Raw genomic sequence first — 26,234 nt, 5'->3', positions numbered from 1 at the left:
CGGCACCCACGTCACCGTGCCCCACGACGAGGCCCGCTGGGAGGCGATCGCCGAGGCGCCCCGCCGGGACGGGCAGACCGTCCTCCCGGCGGGTCAGGCCTCCGACGACGGCGCCGCGTCCCCGCCGTCGAGCACGGCCAGCAGGTCAGCACCGGCGAACATCTGAGCGGTCTGCCGGGCCGACGGCGTGCCCGCGTCCGGGTCCGCACCGGCGGCCAGGAGGTGGCGCATCGAGACGACATCCCGCTTGAACGTGGCGCAGGTCAGGGCGCGCTGGCCGCGATCGTTGGCGTGCTCGATCTCGGCGCCGGCCTCGATCAGCATCGCCACGGTGTCCGGGTGCTCGTGGTAGGCGGCGAGGGTGAGGAAGGAGTCGCCCGCGTGGTTGCGCAGGCGCGTGCTCACCCCGGCGTCCAGGTATGCCTTCAGCTGGGCCGTGTCCCCGTCCCGCGCCATGTCGAAGAGCCGGTTCGCCAGCTCGATGTCCTTCTCGCTCCACTGCTCGCTCATGCCCGCCAGTATGGCGGACGCCGCGGCGATCGACCGCTCCGCAGCGACATCTCCGCGGGTCTGCCCGCAGGTGATGTCGCCGGCCGGCGGTCAGACGAGCACCGGGAACAGCCCCGCCCGCCCCGCGGTTGCACCCGGCATGACCCGCAAGCACCTCGGCTTCCTCAACTTCGGCCACTGGATCCACCGGCCCGGCACCGCCCCGGACGCGCGGCAGGCCCTCGACGACGTCGTCGCGATGGCCGTGGCCGCCGAGGACGCCGGACTCGACGGCGCCTGGCTCCGCGCCCACCACTTCCAGCGGATGTTCTCCTCACCGTTCCCGATCCTCGCCGCGATGGCCGCCCGCACCGAGCGGATCAGCCTCGGCACCGGCGTGATCGACCTGCGGTAGCGCATGTCGGGCTTGTGGCGTTGGTGCGACCGGCTCTGCCGTTTACAGGTACCGGCAGACCTGGTCCGCGCTGCACGAGTCGGGGTCGGGCTGCGCGGCGTCGCGTCTGAGCTCGGTGATGGTGTCGCGCAGCGCGGCGAGCTGGGCGATCTGCTGCTCGATCTCGGCGAGGCGTGCGTCGAGGAGGTCGCGCACGTGCTCGCAGGGAGCAGCGCCGTCGTCGCGGATGTCGAGGATCTGGCGGATCTGGGCGAGGGTGAGGCCCGCGGCCTGGCCGCGGTGGACGAAGTCGATCCGGGCGGCCGTCTCGGGCGCGTAGTCGCGGTATCCGGACGGCGTGCGCTCGGCCGGCGGCAGCAGGCCCTGCTCCTCGTAGAACCGCAGCGTCTTCGCCGTCGTTCCCGCCCGCTCGGCGAGTTCCCCGATGCGCATCGCAGGCCCCCTCTTCTTTCGGCAGAAGTCCTCTTGACCTTCCCCTGCACTGGAAGGTCCAGTATGGCTGAGACAGACCGGAAGACCAAGTGTTGACAGGAGCTGCGATGCCCACGAAGTACGACCTCGCCATCATCGGATCGGGCGGTGGTGCGTTCGCCGCCGCGATCCGCGCGACCACGCTCGGCAAGTCGGTGGTGATGATCGAGCGCGGGACGCTGGGCGGCACCTGCGTGAACACCGGCTGCGTGCCGTCGAAGGCCCTGATCGCCGCGGCCGACGCACGGCACTCCGCGGCCGACGCCGCCGACCGGTTCCCGGGGATCGCGACGACGGCGGGGCCGGTGGACATGCCCGCCCTGATCGCCGGGAAGCAGGCGCTGGTCGAGTCGCTGCGGGGCGAGAAGTACGCCGACGTCGCCGACTCCTACGGGTGGGCCGTCCGCCGCGGCGACGCCGCGTTCGCCGGCACCCCCGACGCTCCGGTCCTCCAGGTCGCCGGGGACGACGGCAGCACCGAGACGATCGAGGCCGGGCACTTCCTGGTGGCGACCGGCTCTCGGCCGTGGGCCCCGCCGATCGACGGCCTGGACGAGACCGGGTACCTGACCTCGACCACGGCGATGGAGCTGACCGAACTCCCTGAGTCCCTGCTCGTGCTCGGCGGCGGCTACGTCGCCCTGGAGCAGGCGCAGCTGTTCGCCCGGCTCGGCTCCCAGGTCACCGTGCTGGTCCGGTCCCGGCTCGCGTCGAAGGAGGAGCCGGAGGTGTCCAGGACGCTGGAGGAGGTGTTCGCCGACGAGGGCATCCGGGTGGTCCGCCGCGCGCTGCCGACGCGGGTGTCCCGCGACGCCGCGACCGGGCAGGCCGTCGTCACCGCGGACGTCGCCGGGGGGCGGGAGGAGTTCCGCGCCGACCAGGTGCTCGTCGCCCTCGGACGACGACCGGTCACCGACGGGCTCGGCCTCGACAGGGTCGGGGTCGAGACCGGGGACCTCGGCGAGGTGGTCGTCTCCGACCGGATGCAGTCCTCCCACCCGCGGATCTGGGCCGCGGGCGACGTGACCGGCCACCCCGAGTTCGTCTACGTCGCCGCCCACCACGGCACCCTCGTCGCCGAGAACGCGTTCGCCGACGCCGACCGGGCCGTGGACTACGCCCGACTGCCGAGGGTGACGTTCACCGGCCCGGCGATCGGCGCGGTCGGGATGACCGAGAAGGACGTCGTCGCCGCCGGGATCCGCTGCGACTGCCGCGTCCTGCCGCTGCACCACGTGCCCCGCGCACTGGTCAACCGCGACACCCGCGGCTTCGTCAAGATCGTCGTGGACGCCGACACCGGGAAGATTCTCGGCATCACCGCCGTCGCCAAGGACGCCGGCGAGCTCGCCGCCGCCGGGGTCCACGTGCTCGGCAAGACGGTCGCCGAGGTCGCCGACGCCTGGGCCCCCTACCTGACCATGGCCGAGGGCATCCGGATCGCCGCCAAGGCCTTCACCACCGATCCGTCGCTCCTGTCGTGCTGCGCGTGAACGCGCACGCAGACAATCGGGGGGAACGCTCAGCTGGGAGAGGAACAGACGATGAGCGGCGATAAGGACCACGACTCGCATCGCGCGGGCGTGCTTGTCGGTGCTGGGACGGGCTTGCTCCTGTTGGCATGCTGCGCGCTTCCGCTGCTGATCTGCTGCGGCCTGCCTCTCCTCGCCGCGGGCGGAGCCCTCGCAGGTATCGGAGGTTTCCTCGGCAATCCTTGGCTCATCGGTGCCGGGATCGCAGTCGGGGTGGCCGTCACAGCGGCGATCGTCCTCCGGCGACTGCGGCGGCACCGACGTCGCTCGACCGGCTGCTGCGGCAATCGTTCGACTACTGACCGGGGTCAGTAGTTCGAGTGGCTCCAGTCATCGTCGCCAGTTCGGCCACGTCGGCATCCCGCGACCCTTCCAGGTCTCCACGAGGCCAGCAACCCAGCGGACGGACGCGAAGACCCCGTAGCCGGCCGCCGCGAGGCCCGCGGCGATCACGAGCCAGCGCCCGATCCCGAGCCACACGCTACCGTCCACGTCCAGCGCCCACTGAGCGCCTGTGATGAGCCCAGCGATGCCCATCCAGAGCCCGGCGACGACCACCACCACCGGCAGGAGTGCGAGGCACATCGCGGCGGCGGCCGACCAGAGCTGACGGGCCTCCAGCTTCGCCGTGGCAGCGATGATCCGCTCGGCGCGCTCGTTCGATGCGTCGAGGTTTGCCGCGATCGTGGCAGACGCCTCCCCGGCGACCTGTTCGACGGCCTTCACGACTCGCTCCTCGGTGCGCTTTTCGATCCGCTGCACCGCGCCGCCGACCTGGCTGACGAGCTTCTGGTTCGCCGCGGCCTGCGCCTTGAGCCCCTCAATCGCCGATGCCGTAGCCGCGTGATTCCTCTGCGCCTCCGCGACCAAGCTCTGCGACGCGGCGTTCAAGCTCTCGCCGTTGAGACTCTGCGCGAACTCGCCGAGCGTGCTCGCGATCTCGTTCAGCCTGCTCTCGATACTCGCGATCCTCGCGGACGCGTCGCTGGAGGGCGAGGAGGTCGACGCCGAGGCCGTGATCCGCTCCAGCCGCCTCGTCGTCTCCTCGTCCATGACCTTCACGAACCCTGCGAGCTTCTTCTGCTGCTCGGCCAGCCGGTCGAGCCTCGCGTTCTGCGCCTCGACGGCGGCGAGGATCGAGGTCAACGCCTCCATCGTCTCCGGATAGTCGAGCTGCTGCTGCGATCCGCTCTGCGCGTTCTGCTGCTTCAGCCTGTCGAGCGCTGCGCTCATGTTCCTGCTCCTCCTGCTGCTGGTGATAGTCGAAGAACGCCTGCGCGCCCTCCGGGGTGAAGTCCGCCGAGAGTGCGCTCGCGCGCTTGCGGCGCTCGGCGCGTCCGGACTCGCCGCGGCGGTCCTCGATGTAGAGCGTCCAGGTCTCCTGCCCGGCGCGCTTGCCCTTCTTGCTGACGGGGCTGTGCAACCGCATCCGCGGCACCCGCTCCCCGTCATCGCCGAGCTGCTGGTTCTGCTCCTCGATCACCGCTTCGAGACCGGCCTTGTCCACCGCACGGGGATCAGCCAGGGCGGCGCTCATCCGGTCGCCCATCTCGCGGTCGAACCCGCCCTCGGCGAAGTCTTCGCGGCGCAGCTCCCAGTCCTTCGGCGCGTGCTCCAGACGCTTCACGACCGAGAGACCGTGCTCGCGCATGAGCTCGTCGTTCGCTGACTGAACGCCCCGCTGGTTCCCGGCCTTGCGGTCGTGGAACGTGCGATAGTCCGAGAGCGCCTTCCCCGTCCGATTGCTGTGGTTGATGACCAAGATGTGGTTGTGCGGCTTCTTCCCGCGTCCGTCCACATGGCTCACCACGAGGCAGTCCGCGTTGGGGTGCATCTTCTTCGCGAGCTGGTAACCCAGATCGTTCACCCGCTGCACGTCCTCAGGATTCTTTGGGTCGAACTCGTCGTCGCTGAACGACTGCCTGTAGTGCAGCGCCTCGACGTCACGCTTCGTGTTCTGGGTGAGCGCGCGGGCGCGCGCCGAGAACGCGCCGGGGCCTCCCGGCACGTCGCCCGTGATCGCGACGCCGCGCTCGTCCTCCTTGCCCCGGATGTAGCGCTCGGTGTCGGCGGCGTTGGCGCTCGGACTGTAATGCGTCGTGCTCATGAGGCCGCCCGATCCCCGAGCAGCGCGCGGACCTCGTGCAGCAGCTCGATCAGCTCGGGCACCTCCGCCGACAGCGCCACCGGCTCACCCGCGCGAGCACGGCGGTCCAGGTCGTTGACGTTGATCGCGAGCGGGCGCACCTGGGCGGCCAGCTCCCGAGCATCAGCAGACGCCTGCACGCGCTCCTCGACCCCGAGCAGCTGCGCGGCCACGGCGGCATCCAGCTCCTCGCTCCGAGAGGCGTGCAGGGCATCGCGCACGACGGTCCGCACCCACGTGCTCGGAGCCAGCCCGAGCCGCTTCGCACGAGTGCGAAGCGCCGCGAGCGTGGCGTCATCGAAGCGGGTGTCGAGCCTCCCGCCGCCCCCACGACGACGCTTCGCGCCGCCGTGACTCTGGCGCACAGCCTCCGCATCAGCCCGACCGGTGTTCACCTGGGAGTCGGTCTGCTGCTCCACCTGTACGCCAGAGTGGCAAGCAGTAGCCGTGTCGGACGTTTCGCTGGCGCTCATGTCCTCCCCGGCTGCTTGCGAGGGGCCTCCGGCCCCCTCGACCCCCTGGAAGAGCGCATCGCGTTCGGTGCTCATGCGGCACCTCCGATCAGCGCCAGCGGCACGTCAGGGCTCCGCACCGCGAGCCCACCCAGCAGCTCAGCAACCGCGCCCTCCGCATCATGTTCGGCCGAGGTCTCCGGGCCGTAGGTCAGTTCCCGCGACCCGACGTTCTGGTGGTACGCGTTGCCGTACATACCGGGCGTGTGCGCGGCGGTCGGAACGCTGCACTGGTGCCACTCGTAGGGCTCGATCTTCCCGATGTGCTGCACGAGGTAACGATTGATGTCGTCGGCACGATAGACCTTCACGACCGAGGCCAGCCGGCGGATGAACTGGTCCAGCGCCTCGTCCACGTTGCCCTTCTGGCGGGCGTAGTAGAAGAACTCGACGGGCTCGATCGTCGCCGTGATGACGATGAGGCGCGGGGCGACCTCGCCCTTGTTCTTGTAGCGGGCCTTCGCAGGCGAGGCGTTGTACGGATCGAGCAGCAGCAGCCAGTCGTTCGCATCCATCGCCGAGGCCCGCAGATCGTCCAGCAGCAGCACTTCCTCGCCCCGCCAGTCATCAAGCGGGTTCCCCGTCGCGGCCCGGTAGACCTGCCACCGCTCGCCGTGCGCGTTCGCCGCGTTGATCGCCTCGGTAATGAAGTCCGTGGCGAACCGGGTCTTGCCGATCCCGGCATCCCCATGGACGAACACCACGTGCGTCGAGAACTCACCGGCGCGCAGCTTCGCCGCCGCCCGGTATGCGCGACGCTGGCCGTAGGCCGACAGCGCGTCGTCGATCTCCCGCTGATGCCGCGAGTAGATATCGAACAGCTCGTCCGTGAGCATGATCTGATCCCGCGTGATCTCACCTTGGAGAACGCGCTCCCGCATGTCCTCGAAGTTCTCGGCGACGATCTTCTTCTTCACGTGGGCGCGGCCCTTCAGCCACGTCTCCCGGCGCTGGGCGTCGATCCCGAGGTAGTCAGGCCCACGCACCGTGGCGACCTCCGAAGGCGCGTACTGGTGCTTGTCCGCGTACTTCACGTGCGTCAGATACGACAGCATGTTGTCGAAGGCGTACCGCCCGCGGCCAGGCTTCTCGACGTACTGGGGCTCGACGCCGATGCCGAACGCGAGCCGATCCAGCGGCGCACTCTTCGCACGGCTGGCGAACTTGATCACGGCGTGCAGGTGCTCGGGCTTCGGTTCGACCACCAGGGCCTTCTCCGTGTCACTCCAGACCTCGCGCTCGTCCCTGTCGTGCACGATGCCGTAGGCCTCGACGACCTGGCAGCCGGTGGCCTCGAGCCGCTGCACCACGTAGGCGAGGATCGCCTCGGCACCCTGCTGGAGCAGCGCGGCCCCGTTCGGGTCCTCGGCAGCCCAGGCCCAGTACGACGGATCGAGGTACTGCGTGAGCCCGATGCTCGTCGGGTTGTTCTCCTGCTTAGCCACGGCGACCACCCCCGCCGCGGGCGGCGCGGAGGGCCTCAGAGGGAGTGCGGCGCCTAAATGACCCCCTATTGACCCCCAAATGAGACCCCATATGATCCCGCGGGACCACGCGACGGAGCGAGGGCGGAACAGGCCGCTGACCAGGCATGTTGTTGCAAGGCGCGGCAATCGACAAGCCCTTGCCGCGCCCGTAGGAACGAATGGGGGTCTCGTAACTCTTAGAGTGCGAAGCACGGCTACGGGCAGCCATCACGACGACGGGCAGCCCGCCTTCGGCGGGTGCCAGGCCAGGCCCTCCGGGCGGGGTCAGGTTGGTGGGAGCGGTGCTGAGGTTGCGTGCGTCGGCGTACATCAGCGACCACCGCCCCGGCCGTAGCGCTTGATGACAGCCTGATGCGTGACGCCGAGGGCGTCGCCGATCCTGGCCCAGGTCACCCCATCGGCTCGGGCGTCGGCGACGGCGATCTCGACGGCCTCCTCCAGCACAGAGCGGAGCACGCCGAGGTCGTAGAGCTGGGCCTCGGCGTCGGCGAGGGACGGGTCGCCCTGACGCCAGCGGAAGCCGGTCAAGTGATCGAAGGCGGCGGAGTTCGCGCTCATCAGCGACCACCGCCCATCACAGAGGCAACGGCGGCGCGCTGGCGCGGGGTCAGCGGAGTGAGTGCCAGGCGCTCACCGGCTCGGCGGCCAGCGGCGCGGGCGGCGGCGATGACGGGATCGTGGCCGTCTGCCTACGGAGAAGGAGCGGAGCCCTGATCGAGGCCAGGGCGGACGAGCGCGGATGCGCGGGGAACGTCGATAACGACAGACATCGGAAGTCCTCGAACATGAGTATCTTCCGGTTCCCCGCCACGGTAATTGGGCTGTTTGACCGGCTACTCATCCGGGAGCAGAACCCCGCGCTTCTAAGTCGCGGCCCCGGTGGGATCTTCTTGTCTGCAACCATTCTTCCATGACTCGACTCACCAGTGCAATGACGAGTCGAGTCATGAGTCAGTCGCGTCTCGGCTCGATCCGCACGAGATCGGGGTCGAACTTCACGTGACCCGGCATGATGGGCTCGATGGTCACCGTCACCAGCTCGTCCACGAGCATCCGGCGACGGTCCATGTCCAACGCCTTCCACTTCGACTCGACAACCTCGCGGCGCTCCGCGGTGCCGACCGGCTCATCGACCTCCGCCAGCAGCTTCGCCGCCACCGACACCGAGCGGTCGAGCAGCTCCGCGTCGATCTCGTCGATGCGAGCCTTCACGTCGTTGATCGCCGCCGTGATCTCCAGGACCGGCTGATGGATGTCGCGCAGCAGCGGGCTCAGCTCCTTCACCCGCTCGACCAGGGCGTTCCGTTCGGTCAGCAGTTCCTCGCGATCCGGCCCGGCGGCTTCCTGCGGCATCACGAGGTCGTGCACGTCCACGGACGACAGGCGCGTGAGCACCGCCTCGGTGACCATCGCATCGACGGGCTCGCGCTGGCGGGTGAGATGGAACTGCTCGCCACAACGGTACGTCGGCTGCTTGCGGCTGTTCGTCCCCGAGACGAGCGTCGCGCCGCACTTCCCACAGAGGCCGATCGTGGACAGGAGGTACTTCGGCTGATTGCCCTGCCTCGCCGACCTCCGCACGTTGTCCTCCAGCTTCGCCACCGCGGCCCGCCACGTCTGCTCGCCGACGATGGGCGGGAACGCCTCGCCCTGCACCGGGTACAGCTCGCCGGTCTTGTAGTGGCGGATGAAGCCAGCGTAGAGCGAGTTCGCCAGCAGATACCGCACAGCATCGACGGAGAACTCCGACCCGCGGGCGGTGAGGTGGCCAGCGCTGTTCAAGTCCTCCCGGATGCGACGGATCGACAGCGACGGCTCACCGAGGAACGCATCGAAGGCCCGCCGAACTGCGGCGGCCTCCTCCTCGATCAGCTCGCCCTCCCTCGTCCAACCGAACGCCTTCCAGGTGGACGCCGGGATGCCTTCGGCGCGGCGGCGCTCGTTCGACCTGATCTGCCGCTCCGCCTTGCGTCGAGCCTCGAACCGGGCGAGAGCGGCGAGCATCGTCGCTCGGAACTCTCCGTCGGCCGTCGAGAGGTCGATCTCGCCGTCCACTGTGACGACGCGCAGGCCGAGGTCGATCAGCGTGTTGAGGTCCTTCGTGCTCCGCAGCAGTCGGTCCATGTCCACGGCGACGACCATCGAGAATCGACCTGCTCGGGCGTCGTCCAACATCTCGGCCCAGCGGGTGCCAGCTCGACGCTTCTTCGTCGCCGACACCGCGTTGTCCTCGTAGACCTCGACCACGTTCCAGTCCTTGGCCTCGGCCAATGCCCTGATCTTCCTCAGTTGTGTATCGACCGTCCAGCGGTCGCCTTTGCGGTCCATGGAGGCGCGGACGTAGGCCGCCACCTCGTTCGTCTTCCTCAGCGCTACCAGTTCGACCATGCAACCAAGCTTACGTGGACGAGTGTTGCAACCCCGACATGCGCTATGAGAACCCCCTGTACATGGCCGAGGCCGCCGCCACCACGGACCTCCTCTCCGGCGGCCGGCTCGAGCTCGGCGTCTCCCGCGGCTCACCCGAGGCCGCCCTCGACGGCCAGGCGCAGTTCGGCTACGCCCTCGCCGAGGGGCAGACCTGGGCCGACGTGACCCGCGAGCGCGGACGCCGGTTCCTCTCGGCCGTGCGCGGTGAGGGCATCGCGACGCCGGACCTCACCTCCGGCTGGGCGCACAGCTCGGAGCCGCTGCGGATCGAGCCGCACTCCCCCGGGCTCGCGGACCGGATCTGGTGGGGGTCGGGCTCCGTGGGCTCGGTGGCCGGCGCCGCCGCGGACGGCTACAACATGCTCTCCTCCACCCTGCTCCTGCAGGACGACGGCCGCCCCTTCCACGTCCAGCAGGCCGACCAGATCGCCCGCTACCGGGAGGCCTTCGCCGCGGCCGGCCACGCCGGTCCGGGCCGCACGGCGGTCACGCGCTCCGCGTTCGTCATCCAGGACCGGGAGGACGAGCTGTACTTCGGCCGGGAGCGGGCCTCGCGCGACTCCTCCGGCATGCTCGAGGGCGGCGCCGCCCGCTCCGGCCCGACCTACGCCGGGTCCGCCGAGGAGGTCGCGGAGAAGCTCGCCGCCGACGACGCCGTCGCCGCCGCCGACTGGGTCCTGTTCGCCAACCCCAACCAGCTCGGGGTCGAGTACAACGCGAAGATCTTCGCCGGCTGGGCGGAGGTCTGGCGCCTGCTCGGCTGGGATGCATGAGCGAGGCCCCGCCGCACCTCCCGGCCGCCGACGACGGCGTCGCCCAGGCCCGTCGCGCGCGCTGGGCCGTCACCGCCGCCTTCGCGACGAACGGCGCCCTGCTCGGCGCGCTCATCCCGCACTACCCGGAGGCCAAGCCCGCGTTCGGCCTGGACCCGGCCGTCTTCGGCCTGCTCGTCATCGCACTCGCCGTGGGCGGCACGCTCGCCGGGCCCCTGCCCGCGCCGATCCTGCGCCGGTTCGGCGCCCGCCGCGTCATGCTCGCCGGCAGCGTGGCCATCGCCCTGCTCACGACGGCGGCCGGTCTCGTCCTCGACATCGCCGGGGCGGGCGCGGGGGCCGGGCACGGTGCGGGCACGGCCGCGGCCTGGCCGCTGTGGGTCTTCGCGGGCCTCGTCCTGGCATCGGGCGTGCTCGACGCCGTCGTGGACACCGCCCAGAACGCGCAGGGCCTGCAGGTGCAGACCCGGCTGGCCCGGCCCGTGCTCACGACCATGCACGCCGGCTGGAGCCTCGGAGCGGCCGCCGGTGCCGGGTTCGGTGCAGCGGTCATCACCGTGGGCGGCCCCGCGGCCCTGCACCTGGGGCTCAACGGCGCCGTGTGCGTCGCGGTGCTGCTGGGGGTCCGGCGCCTGTTCCTGGCGGAGGCTCCCGTGGACTCGGCGTCCGCCCGCGGCGCCGCGGATCAGTCACCCGCGCCGTCGGAGACGTCCGCACCGCCCGCCCCGGCCCTGCCCCGCCGCGCCGCCGTGGCCGCGCTCCTCCCCGCCGTGGTGATCGGGATGGCCGGCTTCGGCGTGGAGGAGTTCGGCAACGCGTGGGCCACCCTGTTCCTGATCACCGAGCGCGGCCTGGACCCGGCCGCGGCGGTGCTCGGCGCGTCGACGCTGCTGGGCGCGCAGTTCGTCGGACGCCTCGCGGGCGACCGCACCCTCGCCGCCCTGGGCCGCCGCGGGGCGCTGACGGCGGGGCTGGGCGCCGTCGTCGTGGGGCTGGGGCTGGCTCTGGCGCCGCTGCCGGGGCCGGTGGCCGTGCCCGCCGCGTTCGCGGGGCTGGCGCTGGCGGGGCTGGGCTGCGCCGCGGTGGTGCCCGTGGCCTATGCGCTCGGCGACGAGGCGCCCGGGCTCCGGCCGCAGACCGGGCTGGCGGTGACGAGCTGGTGCATGCGGCTGGCCGGGGTCGGGCTCAGCCCGGCGGTCGGGGCACTGGCCGGCGGTCGGGGCACTGGCCGGCGCCGTCGGTCTGGCACCGGCGCTGACGGTGTTCCTGGGCCTGGCCGCCGTCGGGGCGGTGTTGGCCGCCCGGCTGCCCGCCGCCCCGTAGGAACCGTAGGAACCGCTCAGTCGTCGTCGACCTCGCCGGCGAGGGCCTGGGCCGCCAGGTGCTCTTCGGTCGCAGCCTCCCAGATCTCCTTGGCGGCGGAGCCGTTGAGCAGCACCAGCAGCACGCCCACGATGATGTCTGCCCAGCCCGACGCCGTCAGGACCGTGATCCCGGACAGGGCGATCAGCACGGCACCGGCCACGAGGTCGTTGCGCGCCGCGAGCCACGCCGCCCGGGTGAGGGAGCCGCCGTCGGTGCGGACGCGGGCCAGCAGGGCCACGCACACGAGGTTCACGAGGATCGAGCCGACGGCCACCCCCAGCAGCACGCCCGCGGCCGGCGGCTCGGGGTCGCCGATCTTCGTGGCCGCCATGACGAGCGCCGCCACGGCCGGGAGCACGATGATCCCGGCCATGACCTTGCCGATGACCGCCTGCCGGGCCGCCGTCCACCCGAGCGCCACGAAGATCAGCAGGTTGACGGCGAAGTCCTCGAAGAAGTCGACGGAGTCCGCCACGAGGGCCACCGAGCCGATCCCCACCGCCAGAATGATCTCGACCACCAGGTAGGCGCCGTTGAGCAGGGCCACCGCCAGGACGGTGCCCCGCAGGGCGCGGGTGCGCCGGCGGTCCGCTTCGGCTGCCTGGTTCACGCGCCCGTCGTGTCGTCCACGAACACGTACGTGTCCACCAGGGTCCGCGCGGCGTTGCCGCCGATGAGCCCGTCCACGATCCGTTCCAGCGGGGCCATCGCCTCGTCCACCTCGAGCTGCACGGGGTACTGGGCCACGAGCAGGGCGAGCAGGTCGGCCACGGCCTGCAGCGCGTCCTCCTGCCCCAGCTCCGGGTCCCAGCCCACGAGCACGTCGGCCGGCGCGTCCTGGCGCTCCGGGGTGTAGGAGACCGCGAACGCGCGGATGCGCCCGCCCTCGGCCTTCGGCGCGTCGCGGAGCACGACGGCGCCCGCGGCCCCGGTGGCCGGGCCCAGCAGCAGCTGCTGGGCGGCCCCGACGCTCAGGGTGGACGGGTCCCAGGCGTGCACGGCGTCATAGAACGCGGTGACCGCCTGGGTCAGCTCGACGGAGCCGGTCGAGGCCTCCTCGAGGACCACGCCGTCCGGGTGCTCCTCGCCGCGCACGTCCGGCAGGCCGATGGCCCCCGGGGCGATCGCGACGCGGCGGGAGCGCTGCACGGGGGTGAAGCCCTCGGCCACGAGGAACGCCTCGGTGCCGGCGGCCAGTGCGGCGGTCTGGGACCGCACGGCCTCCGTGTCCACGGGCGGCTGGCCGGCCGGGCCCTCGGCGTCGGTCTGCGGGTCGGCACCGCTCACGCCGGGCACCAGGGCGTCCTTGGCGAACCGGGCCTTCAGGGCCGTCGTCGGGATGGTGCCGGCGGCATGCGCCTCCGCGGCGAGCCCCCGCAGGGCCGCCACGAGCGCCCGGCCGATGCCCCGGCGCCGCTCGGCGGCTGCGGTCTCGACGTACAGCCACAGCCGCCGCGGGTGCACGGACGAGGCGTAGACGACGCCGGCGGCCACCGGCACGCCGGCGGCCTCGGCCACGAGCGCGCGGCGCCAGGGCCGTTCCGCGTCCTCGGCGAGCATCGCCCGGTCCTGGTGCTGCTGCGCGTTGGCCGGGTCACCCCACACCTCGAGCAGGGCCAGGTCGTCCCCGGGCCGCCAGGGACGCAGCACGATCTCCCCGCCGACGACCGCGGCGGAGTCGAACAGCGCGCCGCCGTCGTCGTGCCCCGCGGCCCCGGCCGCTCCCGTCACGTCCCCGCTCACTTGACCAGGCGCTCCAGCAGGTAGGACTTCACCTGGGACAGCGCCACGCGCTCCTGGGCCATGGTGTCCCGCTCGCGGATGGTCACGGCCTGGTCCTCGAGGGTGTCGAAGTCCACGGTGATGCAGAACGGGGTGCCGATCTCGTCCTGGCGGCGGTAGCGACGGCCGATCGCGCCGGAGTCGTCCGTCTCGATGTTCCAGAGGGTGCGCAGCTCCGCCGCGAGGGACTGGGTGGCCGGCTGCAGCTCGGGCTTCTTCGACAGCGGGAGCACGGCGGCCTTGACCGGGGCCAGGCGCGGGTCCAGCTTGAGCACGGTGCGCACGTCCACGCCGCCCTTGGCGTTCGGGGCCTCGTCCTCGGCGTAGGCGTCCACGAGGAACGCCATCATGGCGCGGGTCAGGCCGAAGGACGGCTCGATCACGTACGGGGTGTAGTGCTCGTTGTTGGCCTGGTCGAAGTACTGCATCTTGGTGCCCGAGTGCTCGGTGTGCCGGCCGAGGTCGTAGTCGGTGCGGTTCGCGATGCCCATCAGCTCGCCCCAGCCGTCGCCGCCGGTGAACCCGAAGTCGTATTCGAGGTCGATCGTGGCGTCCGAGTAGTGGGCCCGCTCGTCCGCGGGGACGTCGAACTTCCGCAGGTGCGCCGGATCGATGCCGAGGTCGATGAACCAGTCCCAGCAGTCCTCGACCCAGCGGTCGAAGTGCTGGCCCGCCTCGGCCGGCGGCACGAAGTACTCGATCTCCATCTGCTCGAACTCGCGGGTGCGGAAGATGAAGTTGCCCGGGGTGATCTCGTTGCGGAACGCCTTGCCGATCTGGCCGATGCCGAACGGCGGCTTCTTCCGGGCCGCGCCCAGCACGTTGAGGAAGTTCACGAAGATGCCCTGCGCCGTCTCCGGGCGCATGTAGTGCAGGCCCTCCTCGTTGTCCACGGGGCCGAGGTAGGTCTTGACCAGGCCCGAGAACAGCTGCGGCTCGGTCCAGGCGCCCTTGGTTCCGCAGTCCGGGCACACGATCTCGGCCATGCCCTCGGCCGGCCGGCCCTTCTTGGCCTCGAACCCCTCGAGCAGGTGGTCCTGGCGGTGCCGCCTGTGGCACTGGGTGCACTCGACGAGCGGGTCGGTGAAGGTCTCGACGTGGCCGGAGGCCTCCCACACCGCGCGCGGCAGGATGATGGAGGAGTCCAGGCCCACCATGTCCTCACGGGAGCGCACGAAGGTCTTCCACCACTCGGCCTTGATGTTCTCCTTCAGCTCCACACCCAGGGGCCCGTAGTCCCACGCGGAGCGCGAACCGCCGTAGATCTCACCGGCCTGGAACACGAAGCCTCGGCGCTTGGCGAGGTTGATGACGTTGTCCAGCGGGGACTTGGCAGCCATGGGGGCATCACTTCCGTACTCATCGGCGGGGCGGGAGGGGATCACGACGACGACGGCACCCGGCCGCCTTCGACGCGGCGGGCCCGTTCCGGCGCGGCGCGCCGGTCGATCCCGTCCAGCCTACCGGCCATGATGGACACCATGACCGAGACGAACGCACCCGACGCCCAGCCCCTGCCCATCCGTGACGAGTCCATCCGCCTCGGCCAGGCGCTCAAGCTCGCCTCCCTCGTGGAGGACGGGGCCATGGCCCGCGACGTCGTCACCGACGGGCTCGTCACCGTCAACGGCGCGGTGGAGACGCGCCGCGGCGCCCAGCTGCACGACGGGGACGTCGTCGAGTTCGCCGGCGAGGCGTTCGTCGTCCAGGCCGGACAGGCCTGAGCCGACGCCGCGGCGGGCGGCCGCGGCGCCGTCGTCGAGCAGGCCCGGTGCGTCAGCCGCGGGGCGGCACCATGTGGGCGAGGTACTCCTTCACGTGGCCCAGCTCCTGCTCGTTGATCGCGTGGCCGAGCCCGGCGTAGACGATCTTCATGAGGTCCACGTGGGCGTTCAGCCAGGCATGGGTCTCCTCGACCCGGGGCTCGGAGATGATCGGGTCCTCCTGGCCGCGGCCCCAGAAGACCTTCGGTCGGACGCGGGCGACGTCGTCGTCGCGGGTGAACAGCTCGCGCAGCCGCGGCTCGGCGAGCTCCGGGTCCACCACGAAGCCGGACAGCGCCACGGTGCACGCGTAGGCCTCCGGGTCCAGGCGCAGCAGCGACGTGGCCATCGCCATGCCCTGCGAGAAGCCGAGCAGGGAGACGGTGCGGAAGTCCCCGCGCACGGCCTGCACCCAGGCGTGCAGGGTCTCGACGGCCTCGCGGACCGGCTCGGCGGTGGAGCCCAGCTCCCCCGTGACCGGGTCCTGGGAGAGCGGGAACCAGGCGTGGGAGCCCGGCTGCAGGGGCAGGGGCGCGCGCACGGCGGCCACCGTGACGTGCTCGGGCAGGTGCGGGACGAGGCCGAACAGGTCGTCCTCGTTCGCGCCGTAGCCGTGCAGGACGATCAGCAGGTCCTCGGTGCGCTCGCCCTCGGGGCGGGACCAGCGGACGACGGGCTCGACGGCGGGGGTGGGGTTCGCGTTCACGCCCGCCAGCCTAGCGAGCGGCGAGGTCGACCCCTCCCGGAGGTTGACCCCTCCCGCGCGACGCGGGCAGAATCCTACTCGTGGGTAACCCATCCTCCTCTCAGCCTCCGCACGCCTCCGACGCGACCCCGGTCGACGACCCCGCCGCCCATCCCTGGCGCCGGTACGTGGCCATCGGGGACTCGTTCTCCGAGGGCATCGGCGACCCGGACCCGGACCGCCCCGGCTACCACCGCGGCTGGGCCGACCGCCTGGCGGGGGAGCTCGCCCGCCTGACGCCGCCCGGTGAGGACCTGGCCTACGCCAACCTGGCGGTCCGCGGGAAGCTGCTGGACCAGATCGCCGAGGACCAGGTGGAGCCGGCGCTCGCCCTGCGGCCGGACCTCATCAGCGTCTGCGCGGGCGGCAACGACATCCTGCGCGGCGCGGACCCGGACGAGATCGCGGTCCGGTTGGACGCCGTCGTCGAGCGTCTGGCCTCCGACGGCGCCACCGTGCTGCTGTTCAACGCGACCGACGTGAAGGGCACGCCCGTCATCGGCCGCATCCGCGGCACCGTGGCGATCTACAACGAGAACGTGCGCACCATCGCGCTGCGGCACGACGCGCTGGTGCCGGACATGTGGTCGCTCAAGGACCTCGCCCGGCGGGAGATGTGGGCCGAGGACCGCCTGCACTTCTCTGCGCTCGGCCACCACACGATCGCCGCGATGGTGCTGGACACCCTCGGCGTGGAGCACGGCCTCGAGCACCTGCGCCTCTCCCCGCCGGCGCCGCGCACGTGGCGCGCGGCCCGCGCGTCGGACGCCGCATGGGTGCGCACGCATCTGGCGCCGTGGGTGGTCCGCCGCCTCCGCGGCGTCTCCTCCGGCGACGGCGTCACGGCCAAGCGCCCCGTCCCCGAGCCGCTCTTCGGCGCGCCGATGCCGCAGGGCTCGGACCACACCGAGCCGCTGGACATCGTCGAGCCCTGAGCCCGGCCGGCGGGGACCGGTGGCCGTTTCCCGAACGACAGTGCCGCGACACGCCGCCGTTTCCCGAACGAAAGTTCAGAGGGCGAGGGTGCGCTTGAGCGTGTCGGCCACCTGGCCGTATTCGGTGAGGAAGCCGTCGTGGCCGATGGGCGAGGCGATCGTGTGCACCGGCGGCCGCGCGGGCAGCGCCGCCGCGAGCGCCTCGGACTCGGCCGGCAGGTAGAGCCGGTCCGAGTCGACGGCGGCCACGAACGCCCGGCCCCGGTAGTCCGCGAGCGCCGCCGCCACGCCGCCGCGCCCGCGCCCGACGTCGTGGCCCATGAGGGCCTCGGTGACCACGAGGTAGGAGTTCGCGTCGAACCGGTCGGTGAGCTTGGCCGCCTGGTGGTCCAGGTAGGACTCCACGGCGTAGCGCCCGCGCCCGCCCGGCACCCCGACGACGGCGCCGAACGGGTCCTCGACGCCCTGCGGTTCCCGGCCGAACCGCTGGCCGAGCTCGCCCGCCGTGCGGTAGGTGGTGTGGGCGATGCGCCGGGCGATGCCCAGGCCGGCCACGGGGCCGGGGCCGGGGTAGTAGTCGCCGCCCTGGAAGTCCGGGTCGAGGCGGATGGCCGCGGTCTGCGCCTGGCCCCACGCGATCTGGTCGGCGGAGGAGGCCGCGGTGGCGGCCAGCACACCCACTCCGGCGACGCGCGCGGGGTGGGTCGCGGCCCACTCGAGGGCGCGGGCCCCGCCCATCGATCCGCCGATCACGGCGCGCCAGGCGCCGATCCCGAGGTGGTCGGCCAGGCGCCGCTCGGCCTCGACCGCGTCCCGCAGCGTGAGGAACGGGAACCGGGAGCCCCAGGGCCGCCCGTCGGGGGCCGGCGTCGAGGGCCCGGTGGAGCCGTGGCAGCCGCCGATCATGGCGGGGGCGACCACGAACCACCGGTCCGTGTCCACGGCGCGGCCCGGGCCGACGAGGGCGTCCCACCAGCCCGGCGTCGGGTCCTCCTCGTGCGCGGCCACGTGCGCGTCACCGGTGAGGGCGTGCAGCACGAGCACGGCGTTGGAGCCGTCGGCGGCGAGGGTGCCCCAGGTCTCGTAGGCCAGCTCGACGTCGGGCAGCAGCCCGCCGGTCTCGGTGTGCAGCTCGCCGACCCGCAGGCCGTGGCGGCCGCCGCGGGGCAGCGCGGTGCGCGACGGACGCGTGGCAACGGCGGTCATGCCCGCTCCCCCGCGTCGTCGTCGCCGCGGCGAGCGGCGGCCGCGAAGCCGCGCTCGAGGTCGGCGAGGATGTCCTCGATGTCCTCCACGCCGAGCGAGAGCCGCACCAGGCCGGGGGTGACGCCGGCGGCGCGCTGCTCGTCGTCGGTGAGCTGGGAGTGGGTGGTCGAGGCCGGGTGCACCACGAGCGAGCGGACGTCGCCGATGTTGGCCACGTGGTGGTGCAGGGTGAGCCCGTCCACGAACGCGGCCCCGGCCTCGCGGCCGCCCGCGATCTCGAAGGAGACGAACGCGCCCGCGCCCTTCGGCAGGTAGCGCTGGGCCCGCTCGTGCCACGGGCTGGACTCCAGGCCGGCGTAGACCACGTGCTCGACGTCGTCGCGGCCCTCCAGCCAGCGCGCCACCGCGGCCGCGTTGGCCACCTGCCGCTCCATGCGCAGGGACAGGGTCTCCAGGCCGAGGTTCACCAGGAACGCGTTGAACGGGGAGATGGCCGAGCCGTAGTCGCGCAGCAGCTGCACGCGCGCCTTGAGGATGAAGGCCAGGTTGGCGCCGAGCGGCGAGCCCACCCCGAGGTCCCGCGCGTAGACGAGGCCGTGGTAGGACTCGTCCGGCTCGTTGAAGCCGGGGTACCGCTCGGCGTGCTGCGCGTAGTCGAACGTGCCGGCGTCGACGATCACGCCCGCGATGGCCGCGGCGTGCCCGCCGAGGTACTTCGTGGCGGAGTGGGTGACGACGTCGGCGCCGTGTTCGATCGGCCGCAGCAGGTACGGGGTGGCCAGCGTGTTGTCCACGATCAGCGGCACGCCGGCCTCGTGGGCGGCGTCGGCGACGGCGCGCACGTCCAGGACGTCGCCGCGCGGGTTGCCGAGGGTCTCGCCGAAGAACGCCTTGGTGTTCGGCCGGACGGCGGCGCGCCAGGACTCGAGGTCGTCCGGGTCGGTCACGAACGTCGTCTCGACGCCGACCTTGGCGAGGGTGTGCTTGAACAGGTTCTGCGTGCCGCCGTAGAGGCTGGCCGAGGCGACCACGTGGTCGCCGGCGCCGGCGACGTTGAGGATCGCGAACGTGGTCGCCGCCTGACCGGAGGCCAGCAGCAGCGCGCCCACGCCGCCCTCGAGCGCGGCGATCTTCTCCTCCACCGGGCCCTGCGTCGGGTTGCCGATGCGGGTGTAGAGCGGGTCGAGGTCCTTGAGTGCGAACCGGTCCGCGGCCACCTGGGCGGACGGGAAGTCGTACGAGGTGGTCTGGAAGATCGGCAGGGCGGTCGCACCGAAGGCGTGCTGGCCGACGGCGACGCCCGCGTGGACCTGCGCGGTGGAGAAGCCCCAGGCGTCGGGGGTCGGGGTGGTCTGGTCGGTCATGGCGGACCCTCCTGAAGGGTTCAGGGGCCGGACCCGGCCGCCCCGCCCGCCGGCCGACGTGCCGATCCGGGGACCGGCGTCGTCGAGGTGCCGGAGATGACCCGGCGCCGTCGAGAGGGGCCGTGGGATCGGCCCGCGCTTGCCGGCATCCGTTGTGGGGCCGGCCTGGTCGTCACCCGGGGCACCCCACCGCGGAAGGAGGGTTGCCGGTCAGCATGCCGGGGCCTGTTGCTGACTCTCGTGACCGTGCCTCCGAGTGTAGCCCGCCGCCCCGCCACGATTTCGTCACGCGTGTCACACGCGGATACGCTCTCCGCACGGGGCGCCCGACCCGTCAAGGGCTCGACGCCCCCCGACTCGCACCAGGTCAACCCCCGGGGCAGCCCGGGAACGGAGAGGAACAGCGCAGTGCACACCTGTCGCATGGACCACGTGTCCTACGCCGCCGGCCCCGAGGGCCTGGACGCCACGGTCGCCCGCATCGCCGAGACGCTGGGCATCGAGCGGATCAAGGGCGGTGTCCACCCACGTTTCGGCACCCAGAACGCACTGTTTCCCATGACGGAGGGGCAGTATCTGGAGGTCGTCGAGGCCCTGGACCACCCGGCCTCCCTCAGCGCGCCGTTCGGCCAGCTCGTGCGCGCCCGCACCGAGCAGGGCGGGGGCTGGATGAGCTGGGCCGTGGCCACCCCGGACATCGGCCGGTTCGAGCGCCGCCTCGGCCGCGAGGCCGTCCCCGGCAACCGTCGCTTCCCGGACGGCCGCGAGCTGTCCTGGCGGCAGATCGGCATCAAGGGCACCCTCGCGGACCCGCAGCTGCCGTACATCCTGCGCTGGGCCGACGGTCAGGAGGACATGCACCCCTCGCAGGCGGCCGAGCCGCAGGCCACCATCGAGCACCTGAACATCGCCGGCTCCCCCGAGCGCCTCGCCGAGTGGCTGGGCGGCGAGGACGAGGACGGCCAGGTCCATGACGTGAACATCGAGTACGTCGCGCCCTCCGGCACCCCGGGCATCGTCTCGGTCACCTTCCGCACCCCGAAGGGTGAGATCACGCTCTGAGCGCGGGGGCGGGGCCGCTCAGCCGAGCAGCCCCGCCCGCGCCAGCAGTGGGTAGCCGACGAACCCGACGGCGTCCAGCAGCGTGTGCGCGATGACCAGCGGCATCACCCGGCGCACCCGCAGGAACACGAGCGCGAACACCACGCCCATCAGGGCGTTGCCCACGCCCGGCCCGATCCCCTGGTACAGGTGGTACGCCCCGCGCAGCAGCGCGAGGGCGAGCACGACGACGGCCACGCGGGTCGGCAGGAACAGCCCCTCGGCGCTCGCCCACGACGACGGCACGGCCGGCGCCGGATCGCGTGCCAGGCCCGCGGCGCGCAGCCGCTGCAGATACCCGAGGCGGTCGACGAGCCAGGCGCCCACGATGACCTCCTCCAGCAGTCCGTGCCGCAGCGCGGAGAGCAGCAGGACCGGCACCTGGTACCAGCTCTCCCCGAGCGCCGAGCCGACGATCGCCGTCGTGATCCCCAGGGCCCGGCCGGCGGCGTAGACGCCGAGCGTGCCCAGCCCGATGGCCGCGAACAGGCCCAGGCCCCAGGCCAAGTCGCGGCCGGGGCGGCGCAGGTCGAGGCCGAGCACCCGGAACGGGTTCCGGCCGCGCAGGTGCATCAGGTGCAGCACGAGGGCCACCGGCACGAGCGCGAACCCGATGCCGAGCAGCTGATAGGTCAGGTCGAAGGCCCAGCGGTCGGCCAGGGCCGGGTTGAGGACGGTGGTCTGCTCGCCGAGCGGGGCCTGGGTGGCCTTGTCGATGAGCTGGACGATCGCATAGACCGCCGACTTCCCCAGGGAGAGGCCGAGGACGATCGCGATCTCCCACCGCACCGTGCGCGCGGACGGGGCGGGCAGCGCGGGGGCGGGTCGGACGGCCGGGCCGGCCGGGGTGCGGGACGTGCGCGGGGTGGCGGGCATGCCCCCCAGTATCCGCCCGCCCCCCTCTCCCCCGGGCGCTTTCGAACGTGAGGGAGGGCCTGTCTCCCGTTCGAAAGTCCCCATCCCCCCGATGTCACGTTCGAAAGTCCGGGAGGGAGGAGGGAGGGTTAGCGTGGTCGTGTGGTCTCCCCGCCTGCCCCCAGCGAGCTCGAGCTGGTCCACCGCGCCCTGCAGCACCTCCGCCCCGGCCTCGACCCCGCTCTCGCCCGCCGGCTCCGCACAGCCGACTGGGCCGCGGCGTCCGTGGAGGAGGGCGGGCAGTTCCACCGCGTGCTCGTGCTCGAGGACGTCGGCGTCCTCCGGATGACGCGGGCCCACGAGGTCGGCGCCGCCCCCGCCGCGCGGTGGGCGCCCGAGCGGGACCCCGCAGCGCACCTGCCCCGGCGCCTGGCCCTCCTCGACGGGCTCGCCGCGGCCCTGGCCGAGCGCCGCGTGCCGTGGACCGTGCCGGTCGCCCTCTCGGACCCCGTCCCCGCGGGCCCGGGCGCCGCGGTGCTGCAGCGCTTCCTCCCGGGCGGACCGCACCCGCCGCACGAGGGCGATCCGGCCGTGCTGCGCGGCGTCCTCGACGACCTCGCCGCCGTGGACGTCACCGACCCGCGGATCGCCCCGCACCTCGGCCGCCCGTTCGCCTTCCGCGGCCCGTGGACGCCGGAGCGCGCCCGGCACGTCGCGGCGCTGCCGGGGACGGTCGCCGCGCGCCTGGGCGCATGGGAGGGGCACGACGTCGACGCGCGGCTGGGCGCCGAGGCGTGGCCGGACGCGGTGGCCGCCCTCGCGGACACGGTGACGACGTGGACCGCCGCGCCGCCCGTGCCGCCGTCGCTCGTGCACGGCGACCTGGCCGGGCACAACATGCGCTGGCGTGCCGTGCCCGAGGACGAGGACCCGCGCGCCCCGCTGCGCTGGGCGCTGGCCGGGGTGCTGGACTGGGACTTCGCGTGCGCATGGGACCCCGCCCTCAACGTCGCCTACCTGGCGCTGTGGCACGGCGAGGAGAAGGTCCCCGACCTGGCCCGGGACGCGGCCGAGGCGCGCCGGGCCCGCGTGTGGCTCGGGGCGATGGCCCTGGAGACGCTCGACGACGCGGCGGCCCGGGACGCGATCGTCGGCGGGCTGGCCGCGGGGTCCTGGCGGCGCCTGCTGCGCAAGACCCTGCCCCGCGTGGCGCGGACCCTCGCCGCCCTGGACGACTGAGGGCCCGCGCGGTCGTCAGGACACGCCCAGGCGCTCCAGGACGATCTCGCGGACGCGGCCGGCGTCGGCCTGCCCGCGGGTGGCCTTCATGACCGGGCCGATCAGGGCGCCGACGGCCGCCATCTTGCCGCCCTTGATCTTCTCGGCCACGTCCGGGTTGGCGGCGATCGCGGCGTCGACGGCCTCCGTGAGCGCGCCGTCGTCGGACACCACGGCCAGGCCCTTCGCCGTGACGACCTCCTTCGGGGCGCCCTCGCCGTCGGCCACCAGGCCGAGCACCTGCTTGGCGATCTTGTCGTTGATCGTCTTCGCGGCGATCAGCTCCTCGATCTCCACCACGTGCGCCGGGGTGATCCCCAGCTCGGCGACGGCGACCTCGCGGACGTTCGCCAGGCGGGCGATCTCGCCCATCCACCACTTGCGCGCGGCCGCCGCGGAGGCGCCGGCCTCCACGGTCGCGACGATCTCGTCCAGGACGCCGGCGTTGACGACGTCGCGGAACTCCTCGTCCGAGAAGCCCCACTCGGCCTTGAGCCGCTTGTTCCGCACGGCCGGCAGCTCGGGCAGGGCCGCGCGCACGCGCTCGACCCACGCGGCGTCCACGTGCACGGGCACGAGGTCCGGCTCGGGGAAGTACCGGTAGTCGTCCGCGTCCGACTTCGGGCGGCCCGAGGTGGTGCTGCGGGTGTCCTCGTGCCAGTGGCGGGTCTCCTGCGTCACGGTGCCGCCCGCGGCGAGCACCGCGGCCTGGCGCTGGATCTCGTGGGTGACCGCGTGCTGCACGGCGCGCGTGGAGTTCACGTTCTTCGTCTCGGTGCGGGTGCCGAACTCGGTGGCGCCCTTGGGCATCAGCGAGACGTTCGCGTCGCAGCGGACGTTGCCGCGCTCCATCCGCGCGTCGGAGATGTCGATGGCCTGCACGATGTCCCGGATCGCGGTGACGTAGGCGCGGGCCAGCTCGGGGGCCCGCGCGCCGGCGCCGACGATCGGCTTGGTGACGATCTCGATGAGCGGCACGCCCGCACGGTTGTAGTCGACGAGGGACGCGGAGGCACCCTGGATCCGTCCGGAGCCGCCCACGTGGGTGAGCTTGCCGGCGTCGTCCTCGAGGTGCGCGCGCTCGATCTCCACGCGGAAGACCTCGCCGTCCTCCAGCTCGACGTCCAGGTGGCCGTCGAAGACGATCGGCTCGTCGTACTGGGAGGTCTGGAAGTTCTTCGGCGTGTCCGGGTAGAAGTAGTTCTTCCGCGCGAACCGGCAGGTCTCGGCCACCTGCGCGTCCAGGGCCACGCCCAGGCGGATCGCGTACTCCACGACCTCGCGGTTGAGCACCGGCAGGGTGCCCGGCAGGCCGAGGTCGAGCGGGGTCACGTTGGTGTTCGGCTCGTCGCCGAACGCGTTGGGCGCCGAGGAGAAGATCTTCGTGGCGGTGTTCAGCTCCACGTGCACCTCGAAGCCCAGCACCGGGTCGAAGCGCTCCATCGCCTCCGCGAAGTCCATGGTCTGTTCTGCGTGGCTCATGCCCGGCCTCCTGCCGTGGTCGCGGTGGTGGCGCGCTGCGCGCCCTTCTCCAGCTCGGGGGCCTCGGCCCACACCGGCCCGCCCCGGCGCTCGGCCACGAGGCGTTCGAGCGCGGCGCCGGCCTCGTACAGGCGGGCGTCCTCGCGCGCGGGCGCCATCAGCTGCAGGCCGTAGGGCAGCCCGTCGACGACGCCGCCCGGCACGGACATGCCCGGGACGCCGGCGAGGTTGGCCGGGATGGTGGCCAGGTCGTTGACGTACATGGTCATCGGGTCGTCCGTCTTGGCGCCCAGCTCGAACGCCGGGGTCGGCGCGGTGGGCGTGAGGAGGACGTCCACCCGCTCGAAGGCGCGGGCGAAGTCCTGCTGCACGAGCGTGCGGACCTTCTGCGCGGAGCCGTAGTAGGCGTCGTAGTAGCCGGCGGAGAGCGCGTAGGTGCCCAGGATGATGCGGCGCTTGACCTCGGCGCCGAAGCCGGCGGCGCGGGTGGCGCCCATGACCTGCTCGATCGTGCCGCCGCCGTCGGGCACCACGCGGTGGCCGTAGCGGACGCCGTCGAAGCGGGCCAGGTTGGAGGAGGCCTCCGAGGGCATGATCAGGTAGTACGCGCCGAGGGCGGCGTCGAAGCTCGGGCAGGAGACCTCCACGATCTCCGCGCCGGCCTCCCGCAGGGCCGCGACGTGCTCGTCGAAGCCGGCTCGGATGCCCGGGTGGAACGCCTCCGCCGGCAGGTCCGTCACGACGCCGACGCGCAGCCCCGCCAGGTCGCGGCCGCGGGCAGCGGCGGTCAGGTCCGCCGGCGCGTCGGCCAGGGACGTGGAGTCCTGCGGGTCGGGGCCGCCGATGACCTGCTGCAGCGCCGCGGCGTCGGCCACGGTGCGGGCGGCGGGGCCGATCTGGTCCAGTGAGGAGGCCATCGCGATCAGGCCGTAGCGGGAGACGGCGCCGTAGGTGGGCTTCACGCCGACCGTGCCGGTGAACGCGGCGGGCTCACGGACGGAGCCGCCGGTGTCCGAGCCGAGGGCGAAGGGGGCCAGGAAGGCGGCGACGGCGGCCGCCGACCCGCCGCCCGAGCCGCCGGGCACGCGGTCCCCGTCCCACGGGTTGCGGGTGATGCCGAACGCGGAGTGCTCGGTGGAGCCGCCCATCGCGAACTCGTCGAGGTTGGTCTTGCCGAGGATCGGCAGGCGGGCCTCGCGGAGGCGGGCCACCACCGTGGCGTCGTACGGGCTGAGCCAGCCCTCGAGCATGCGGGAGGCGGCCGTGGTCGGCTGCCCGCGGGTGACGATGTTGTCCTTCACGGCCACGGGCACGCCGGCCAGCGGGTGCAGGGCGTCGGCCTCGGGGCCGCCGGCGGCGCGGATCGCGTCCACCTCGGCGGCGACGGCGAGGGCCTCGTCCGTGTTCACGTGGAGGTAGGCGCGCACGCCGCGGTCGCCGTCGGCGTCGGCGCGCACGTCGCCGTCGTGGGCCGCGATGCGGTCCAGGTGGGCCTGGACGAGCTCCACGGACGTGGTGGTGCCGGCGCGCAGGCGCTCGGCCATCTGCAGCGCGGTGAGCCGGACGAGCTCGTGGGCGCCGAGGGTCGCGTTCACGTCGAACGTCTCGGTCATGGGGGTGATCACTCTCCGTCCAGGATGGCGGGGACCTTGAACTGGCCGTCCTCGGAGTCCGGCGCCTGGTCGAGGGCCTCCTCCTGCGTGAGCATGCCGGCCGGCACGTCCTCGCGGAACACGTTCTCCAACGCGATGGGGTGGGACGTCGGCGTCACGTCGTCGCCCGCGGCGGCCTGGACCGCGGAGACGTGCTTCAGGATCTTCTCCAGGTCGCCGGACATCGTGTCCAGCTCCTCGTCGGTCATCCGGATGTGGGCCAGGCGAGCCAGATGCTCCACCTGATCCCGGGTGATCTCAGGCATGGATCTCCTCGTGTGACGGGTCGGGGCGGGGTGGACGACGCCGGCGCGGCGGCGGCCACATCGGAATCGAGTCTAGTGCCGGGGCCTGCCCGGCCGCCGCCACCGCTTCGAGGCGGGAGATCCACCCCACCGCGGCGCTCCGGGCCCGCATGACAGGGATTTCCCGCCCCGAATGGGGTCCCGGT

The 26,234-nt window shown here is 72.8% G+C and carries 24 protein-coding genes, 2 pseudogenes and 1 riboswitch; of the genes and pseudogenes, 8 read left to right on the top strand and 18 right to left on the bottom strand.

The genetic code is table 11. The features are described 5' to 3' along the window. Window positions 1–93: 93 nt before the first annotated feature. Window positions 94–510 carry an ankyrin repeat domain-containing protein gene (locus AC0VX0_RS02850; protein ID WP_129866890.1) on the bottom strand — a complete coding sequence of 139 codons (417 nt, stop codon included), beginning with the start codon at window positions 508–510 and terminating at the stop codon, window positions 94–96. Between the two features lie 139 nt (window positions 511–649). On the opposite strand from AC0VX0_RS02850, the gene AC0VX0_RS02845 reads away from it, so the two are divergent. Then, a complete protein-coding gene (locus AC0VX0_RS02845) occupies window positions 650–904 on the top strand; it encodes an LLM class flavin-dependent oxidoreductase (protein WP_070708914.1) in 255 nt (84 codons plus the stop codon). Between the two features lie 42 nt (window positions 905–946). Here AC0VX0_RS02845 and AC0VX0_RS02840 read toward each other — a convergent pair whose 3' ends face one another. Further along, window positions 947–1,336 carry a heavy metal-responsive transcriptional regulator gene (locus AC0VX0_RS02840; RefSeq protein WP_010079214.1) on the bottom strand — a complete coding sequence of 130 codons (390 nt, stop codon included), beginning with the start codon at window positions 1,334–1,336 and terminating at the stop codon, window positions 947–949. A 107-nt stretch (window positions 1,337–1,443) separates the two neighbouring features. Between AC0VX0_RS02840 and merA the strand changes: the two genes are divergently transcribed. After that, entirely contained in the window at window positions 1,444–2,868 is a 1,425-nt protein-coding gene (merA, locus tag AC0VX0_RS02835; protein ID WP_010079213.1) for a mercury(II) reductase, read from the top strand. Between the two features lie 369 nt (window positions 2,869–3,237). Here merA and AC0VX0_RS02830 read toward each other — a convergent pair whose 3' ends face one another. The 6 genes and pseudogenes from AC0VX0_RS02830 to AC0VX0_RS02805 form a co-directional block, all read right to left on the bottom strand. Continuing rightward, window positions 3,238–4,140, bottom strand: coding sequence for a hypothetical protein (locus AC0VX0_RS02830; RefSeq protein WP_376174157.1), 903 nt, complete (start codon window positions 4,138–4,140; stop codon window positions 3,238–3,240). A gap of 412 nt (window positions 4,141–4,552) precedes the next feature. Next, window positions 4,553–5,014 (bottom strand): annotated as a pseudogene (locus AC0VX0_RS02825) (relaxase/mobilization nuclease domain-containing protein); the annotation flags it as partial. Next, window positions 5,011–5,601 (bottom strand): hypothetical protein, encoded by a 591-nt coding sequence (locus tag AC0VX0_RS02820; protein ID WP_010079211.1) that lies wholly within the window; start codon window positions 5,599–5,601, stop codon window positions 5,011–5,013. The gene AC0VX0_RS02820 and the pseudogene AC0VX0_RS02825, both read right to left, overlap by 4 nt. Then, window positions 5,598–7,019, bottom strand: coding sequence for a Rep family protein (locus AC0VX0_RS02815; RefSeq protein WP_170079787.1), 1,422 nt, complete (start codon window positions 7,017–7,019; stop codon window positions 5,598–5,600). Before AC0VX0_RS02815 ends, AC0VX0_RS02820 begins: the two co-directional genes overlap by 4 nt. 342 nt (window positions 7,020–7,361) lie before the next feature. After that, window positions 7,362–7,610, bottom strand: coding sequence for a hypothetical protein (locus AC0VX0_RS02810; RefSeq protein WP_007321353.1), 249 nt, complete (start codon window positions 7,608–7,610; stop codon window positions 7,362–7,364). Window positions 7,611–8,003: 393 nt separating this feature from the next. After that, the gene (locus AC0VX0_RS02805) at window positions 8,004–9,440 is read right to left on the bottom strand and encodes a recombinase family protein (protein ID WP_070708917.1); all 1,437 of its coding nucleotides are present in this window, start codon (window positions 9,438–9,440) and stop codon (window positions 8,004–8,006) included. A gap of 38 nt (window positions 9,441–9,478) precedes the next feature. On the opposite strand from AC0VX0_RS02805, the gene AC0VX0_RS02800 reads away from it, so the two are divergent. Together AC0VX0_RS02800 and AC0VX0_RS02795 are read left to right on the top strand one after the other, a co-directional pair. Beyond that, entirely contained in the window at window positions 9,479–10,255 is a 777-nt protein-coding gene (locus AC0VX0_RS02800) for an LLM class flavin-dependent oxidoreductase (protein ID WP_070708918.1), read from the top strand. Next, window positions 10,252–11,370: pseudogene (locus AC0VX0_RS02795) on the top strand (MFS transporter); the annotation flags it as partial. The gene AC0VX0_RS02800 and the pseudogene AC0VX0_RS02795, both read left to right, overlap by 4 nt. A gap of 224 nt (window positions 11,371–11,594) precedes the next feature. On the opposite strand, the gene AC0VX0_RS02790 reads toward AC0VX0_RS02795, so the two are convergent. The 3 genes from AC0VX0_RS02790 to AC0VX0_RS02780 all read right to left on the bottom strand — a co-directional run bounded on the left by AC0VX0_RS02790 (window position 11,595) and on the right by AC0VX0_RS02780 (window position 14,742). Next, a complete protein-coding gene (locus AC0VX0_RS02790; RefSeq protein WP_336647233.1) occupies window positions 11,595–12,119 on the bottom strand; it encodes a cation efflux transmembrane domain-containing protein in 525 nt (174 codons plus the stop codon). Between the two features lie 107 nt (window positions 12,120–12,226). After that, entirely contained in the window at window positions 12,227–13,363 is a 1,137-nt protein-coding gene (locus AC0VX0_RS02785) for a GNAT family N-acetyltransferase (protein ID WP_102708160.1), read from the bottom strand. After that, window positions 13,360–14,742 carry a glycine--tRNA ligase gene (locus AC0VX0_RS02780; RefSeq protein WP_070709180.1) on the bottom strand — a complete coding sequence of 461 codons (1,383 nt, stop codon included), beginning with the start codon at window positions 14,740–14,742 and terminating at the stop codon, window positions 13,360–13,362. Before AC0VX0_RS02780 ends, AC0VX0_RS02785 begins: the two co-directional genes overlap by 4 nt. A gap of 141 nt (window positions 14,743–14,883) precedes the next feature. On the opposite strand from AC0VX0_RS02780, the gene AC0VX0_RS02775 reads away from it, so the two are divergent. Beyond that, window positions 14,884–15,126, top strand: a complete 243-nt coding sequence (locus AC0VX0_RS02775) for an RNA-binding S4 domain-containing protein (protein WP_036317588.1) — start codon at window positions 14,884–14,886, stop codon at window positions 15,124–15,126. Window positions 15,127–15,178: 52 nt separating this feature from the next. Here the strand turns inward: AC0VX0_RS02775 and AC0VX0_RS02770 are convergent, their stop codons facing one another. Continuing rightward, window positions 15,179–15,871, bottom strand: coding sequence for an alpha/beta hydrolase (locus AC0VX0_RS02770; protein WP_336647231.1), 693 nt, complete (start codon window positions 15,869–15,871; stop codon window positions 15,179–15,181). Window positions 15,872–15,951: 80 nt separating this feature from the next. On the opposite strand from AC0VX0_RS02770, the gene AC0VX0_RS02765 reads away from it, so the two are divergent. After that, the gene (locus AC0VX0_RS02765) at window positions 15,952–16,845 is read left to right on the top strand and encodes an SGNH/GDSL hydrolase family protein (protein ID WP_336638565.1); all 894 of its coding nucleotides are present in this window, start codon (window positions 15,952–15,954) and stop codon (window positions 16,843–16,845) included. Window positions 16,846–16,920: 75 nt separating this feature from the next. Here AC0VX0_RS02765 and metX read toward each other — a convergent pair whose 3' ends face one another. Next, window positions 16,921–18,051 (bottom strand): homoserine O-acetyltransferase MetX, encoded by a 1,131-nt coding sequence (gene metX, locus AC0VX0_RS02760; RefSeq protein WP_221844880.1) that lies wholly within the window; start codon window positions 18,049–18,051, stop codon window positions 16,921–16,923. Next, window positions 18,048–19,415 (bottom strand): bifunctional o-acetylhomoserine/o-acetylserine sulfhydrylase, encoded by a 1,368-nt coding sequence (locus AC0VX0_RS02755; protein ID WP_144819575.1) that lies wholly within the window; start codon window positions 19,413–19,415, stop codon window positions 18,048–18,050. Before AC0VX0_RS02755 ends, metX begins: the two co-directional genes overlap by 4 nt. Before the next feature lie 130 nt (window positions 19,416–19,545). Then, window positions 19,546–19,661: riboswitch (SAM riboswitch) on the bottom strand. A 177-nt stretch (window positions 19,662–19,838) separates the two neighbouring features. Between AC0VX0_RS02755 and AC0VX0_RS02750 the strand changes: the two genes are divergently transcribed. Further along, window positions 19,839–20,477, top strand: coding sequence for a VOC family protein (locus tag AC0VX0_RS02750; RefSeq protein ID WP_221844878.1), 639 nt, complete (start codon window positions 19,839–19,841; stop codon window positions 20,475–20,477). 18 nt (window positions 20,478–20,495) lie between these two features. On the opposite strand, the gene AC0VX0_RS02745 is transcribed toward AC0VX0_RS02750, so the two are convergent. After that, a complete protein-coding gene (locus AC0VX0_RS02745) occupies window positions 20,496–21,392 on the bottom strand; it encodes a CPBP family intramembrane glutamic endopeptidase (RefSeq protein ID WP_136940097.1) in 897 nt (298 codons plus the stop codon). A 141-nt stretch (window positions 21,393–21,533) separates the two neighbouring features. Here AC0VX0_RS02745 and AC0VX0_RS02740 point away from each other — a divergent pair, with 141 nt between their 5' ends. After that, window positions 21,534–22,610 carry a phosphotransferase gene (locus tag AC0VX0_RS02740; RefSeq protein ID WP_129866982.1) on the top strand — a complete coding sequence of 359 codons (1,077 nt, stop codon included), beginning with the start codon at window positions 21,534–21,536 and terminating at the stop codon, window positions 22,608–22,610. A 15-nt stretch (window positions 22,611–22,625) separates the two neighbouring features. Here the strand turns inward: AC0VX0_RS02740 and gatB are convergent, their stop codons facing one another. Genes gatB through gatC form a run of 3 tightly spaced genes read right to left on the bottom strand, consistent with a single transcriptional unit; the run spans window position 22,626 to window position 26,049 of the window. Beyond that, complete coding sequence (gatB, locus tag AC0VX0_RS02735) at window positions 22,626–24,131, bottom strand: Asp-tRNA(Asn)/Glu-tRNA(Gln) amidotransferase subunit GatB (protein WP_069941780.1); 1,506 nt, start codon at window positions 24,129–24,131, stop codon at window positions 22,626–22,628. Beyond that, the gene (gene gatA / locus AC0VX0_RS02730) at window positions 24,128–25,744 is read right to left on the bottom strand and encodes an Asp-tRNA(Asn)/Glu-tRNA(Gln) amidotransferase subunit GatA (RefSeq protein ID WP_205781732.1); all 1,617 of its coding nucleotides are present in this window, start codon (window positions 25,742–25,744) and stop codon (window positions 24,128–24,130) included. Before gatA ends, gatB begins: the two co-directional genes overlap by 4 nt. An 8-nt stretch (window positions 25,745–25,752) precedes the next feature. Beyond that, entirely contained in the window at window positions 25,753–26,049 is a 297-nt protein-coding gene (gene gatC, locus AC0VX0_RS02725) for an Asp-tRNA(Asn)/Glu-tRNA(Gln) amidotransferase subunit GatC (RefSeq protein ID WP_020625519.1), read from the bottom strand. Window positions 26,050–26,234 lie beyond the last annotated feature (185 nt).

Source organism: Micrococcus sp. iso_26 (genome assembly GCF_056172975.1).
The sequence above is the reverse complement of the archived record's forward strand: the minus strand, read 5'-3'. Positions and strand labels throughout refer to the sequence as shown.

What these genes read in the sequence shown, in the direction of transcription:
- AC0VX0_RS02850 (WP_129866890.1), bottom strand. Translation starts at nt 510, where the DNA reads ATGAGCGAGCAGTGGAGCGAGAAGGACATCGAGCTGGCGAACCGGCTC.
- AC0VX0_RS02845 (WP_070708914.1), top strand. Translation starts at nt 650, where the DNA reads ATGACCCGCAAGCACCTCGGCTTCCTCAACTTCGGCCACTGGATCCAC.
- AC0VX0_RS02840 (WP_010079214.1), bottom strand. Translation starts at nt 1,336, where the DNA reads ATGCGCATCGGGGAACTCGCCGAGCGGGCGGGAACGACGGCGAAGACG.
- merA (WP_010079213.1), top strand. Translation starts at nt 1,444, where the DNA reads ATGCCCACGAAGTACGACCTCGCCATCATCGGATCGGGCGGTGGTGCG.
- AC0VX0_RS02830 (WP_376174157.1), bottom strand. Translation starts at nt 4,140, where the DNA reads ATGAGCGCAGCGCTCGACAGGCTGAAGCAGCAGAACGCGCAGAGCGGA.
- AC0VX0_RS02820 (WP_010079211.1), bottom strand. Translation starts at nt 5,601, where the DNA reads ATGAGCACCGAACGCGATGCGCTCTTCCAGGGGGTCGAGGGGGCCGGA.
- AC0VX0_RS02810 (WP_007321353.1), bottom strand. Translation starts at nt 7,610, where the DNA reads ATGAGCGCGAACTCCGCCGCCTTCGATCACTTGACCGGCTTCCGCTGG.
- AC0VX0_RS02805 (WP_070708917.1), bottom strand. Translation starts at nt 9,440, where the DNA reads ATGGTCGAACTGGTAGCGCTGAGGAAGACGAACGAGGTGGCGGCCTAC.
- AC0VX0_RS02800 (WP_070708918.1), top strand. Translation starts at nt 9,479, where the DNA reads ATGCGCTATGAGAACCCCCTGTACATGGCCGAGGCCGCCGCCACCACG.
- AC0VX0_RS02780 (WP_070709180.1), bottom strand. Translation starts at nt 14,742, where the DNA reads ATGGCTGCCAAGTCCCCGCTGGACAACGTCATCAACCTCGCCAAGCGC.
- AC0VX0_RS02775 (WP_036317588.1), top strand. Translation starts at nt 14,884, where the DNA reads ATGACCGAGACGAACGCACCCGACGCCCAGCCCCTGCCCATCCGTGAC.
- metX (WP_221844880.1), bottom strand. Translation starts at nt 18,051, where the DNA reads ATGACCGCCGTTGCCACGCGTCCGTCGCGCACCGCGCTGCCCCGCGGC.
- AC0VX0_RS02755 (WP_144819575.1), bottom strand. Translation starts at nt 19,415, where the DNA reads ATGACCGACCAGACCACCCCGACCCCCGACGCCTGGGGCTTCTCCACC.
- AC0VX0_RS02750 (WP_221844878.1), top strand. Translation starts at nt 19,839, where the DNA reads ATGGACCACGTGTCCTACGCCGCCGGCCCCGAGGGCCTGGACGCCACG.
- AC0VX0_RS02745 (WP_136940097.1), bottom strand. Translation starts at nt 21,392, where the DNA reads ATGCCCGCCACCCCGCGCACGTCCCGCACCCCGGCCGGCCCGGCCGTC.
- gatB (WP_069941780.1), bottom strand. Translation starts at nt 24,131, where the DNA reads ATGAGCCACGCAGAACAGACCATGGACTTCGCGGAGGCGATGGAGCGC.
- gatA (WP_205781732.1), bottom strand. Translation starts at nt 25,744, where the DNA reads ATGACCGAGACGTTCGACGTGAACGCGACCCTCGGCGCCCACGAGCTC.
- gatC (WP_020625519.1), bottom strand. Translation starts at nt 26,049, where the DNA reads ATGCCTGAGATCACCCGGGATCAGGTGGAGCATCTGGCTCGCCTGGCC.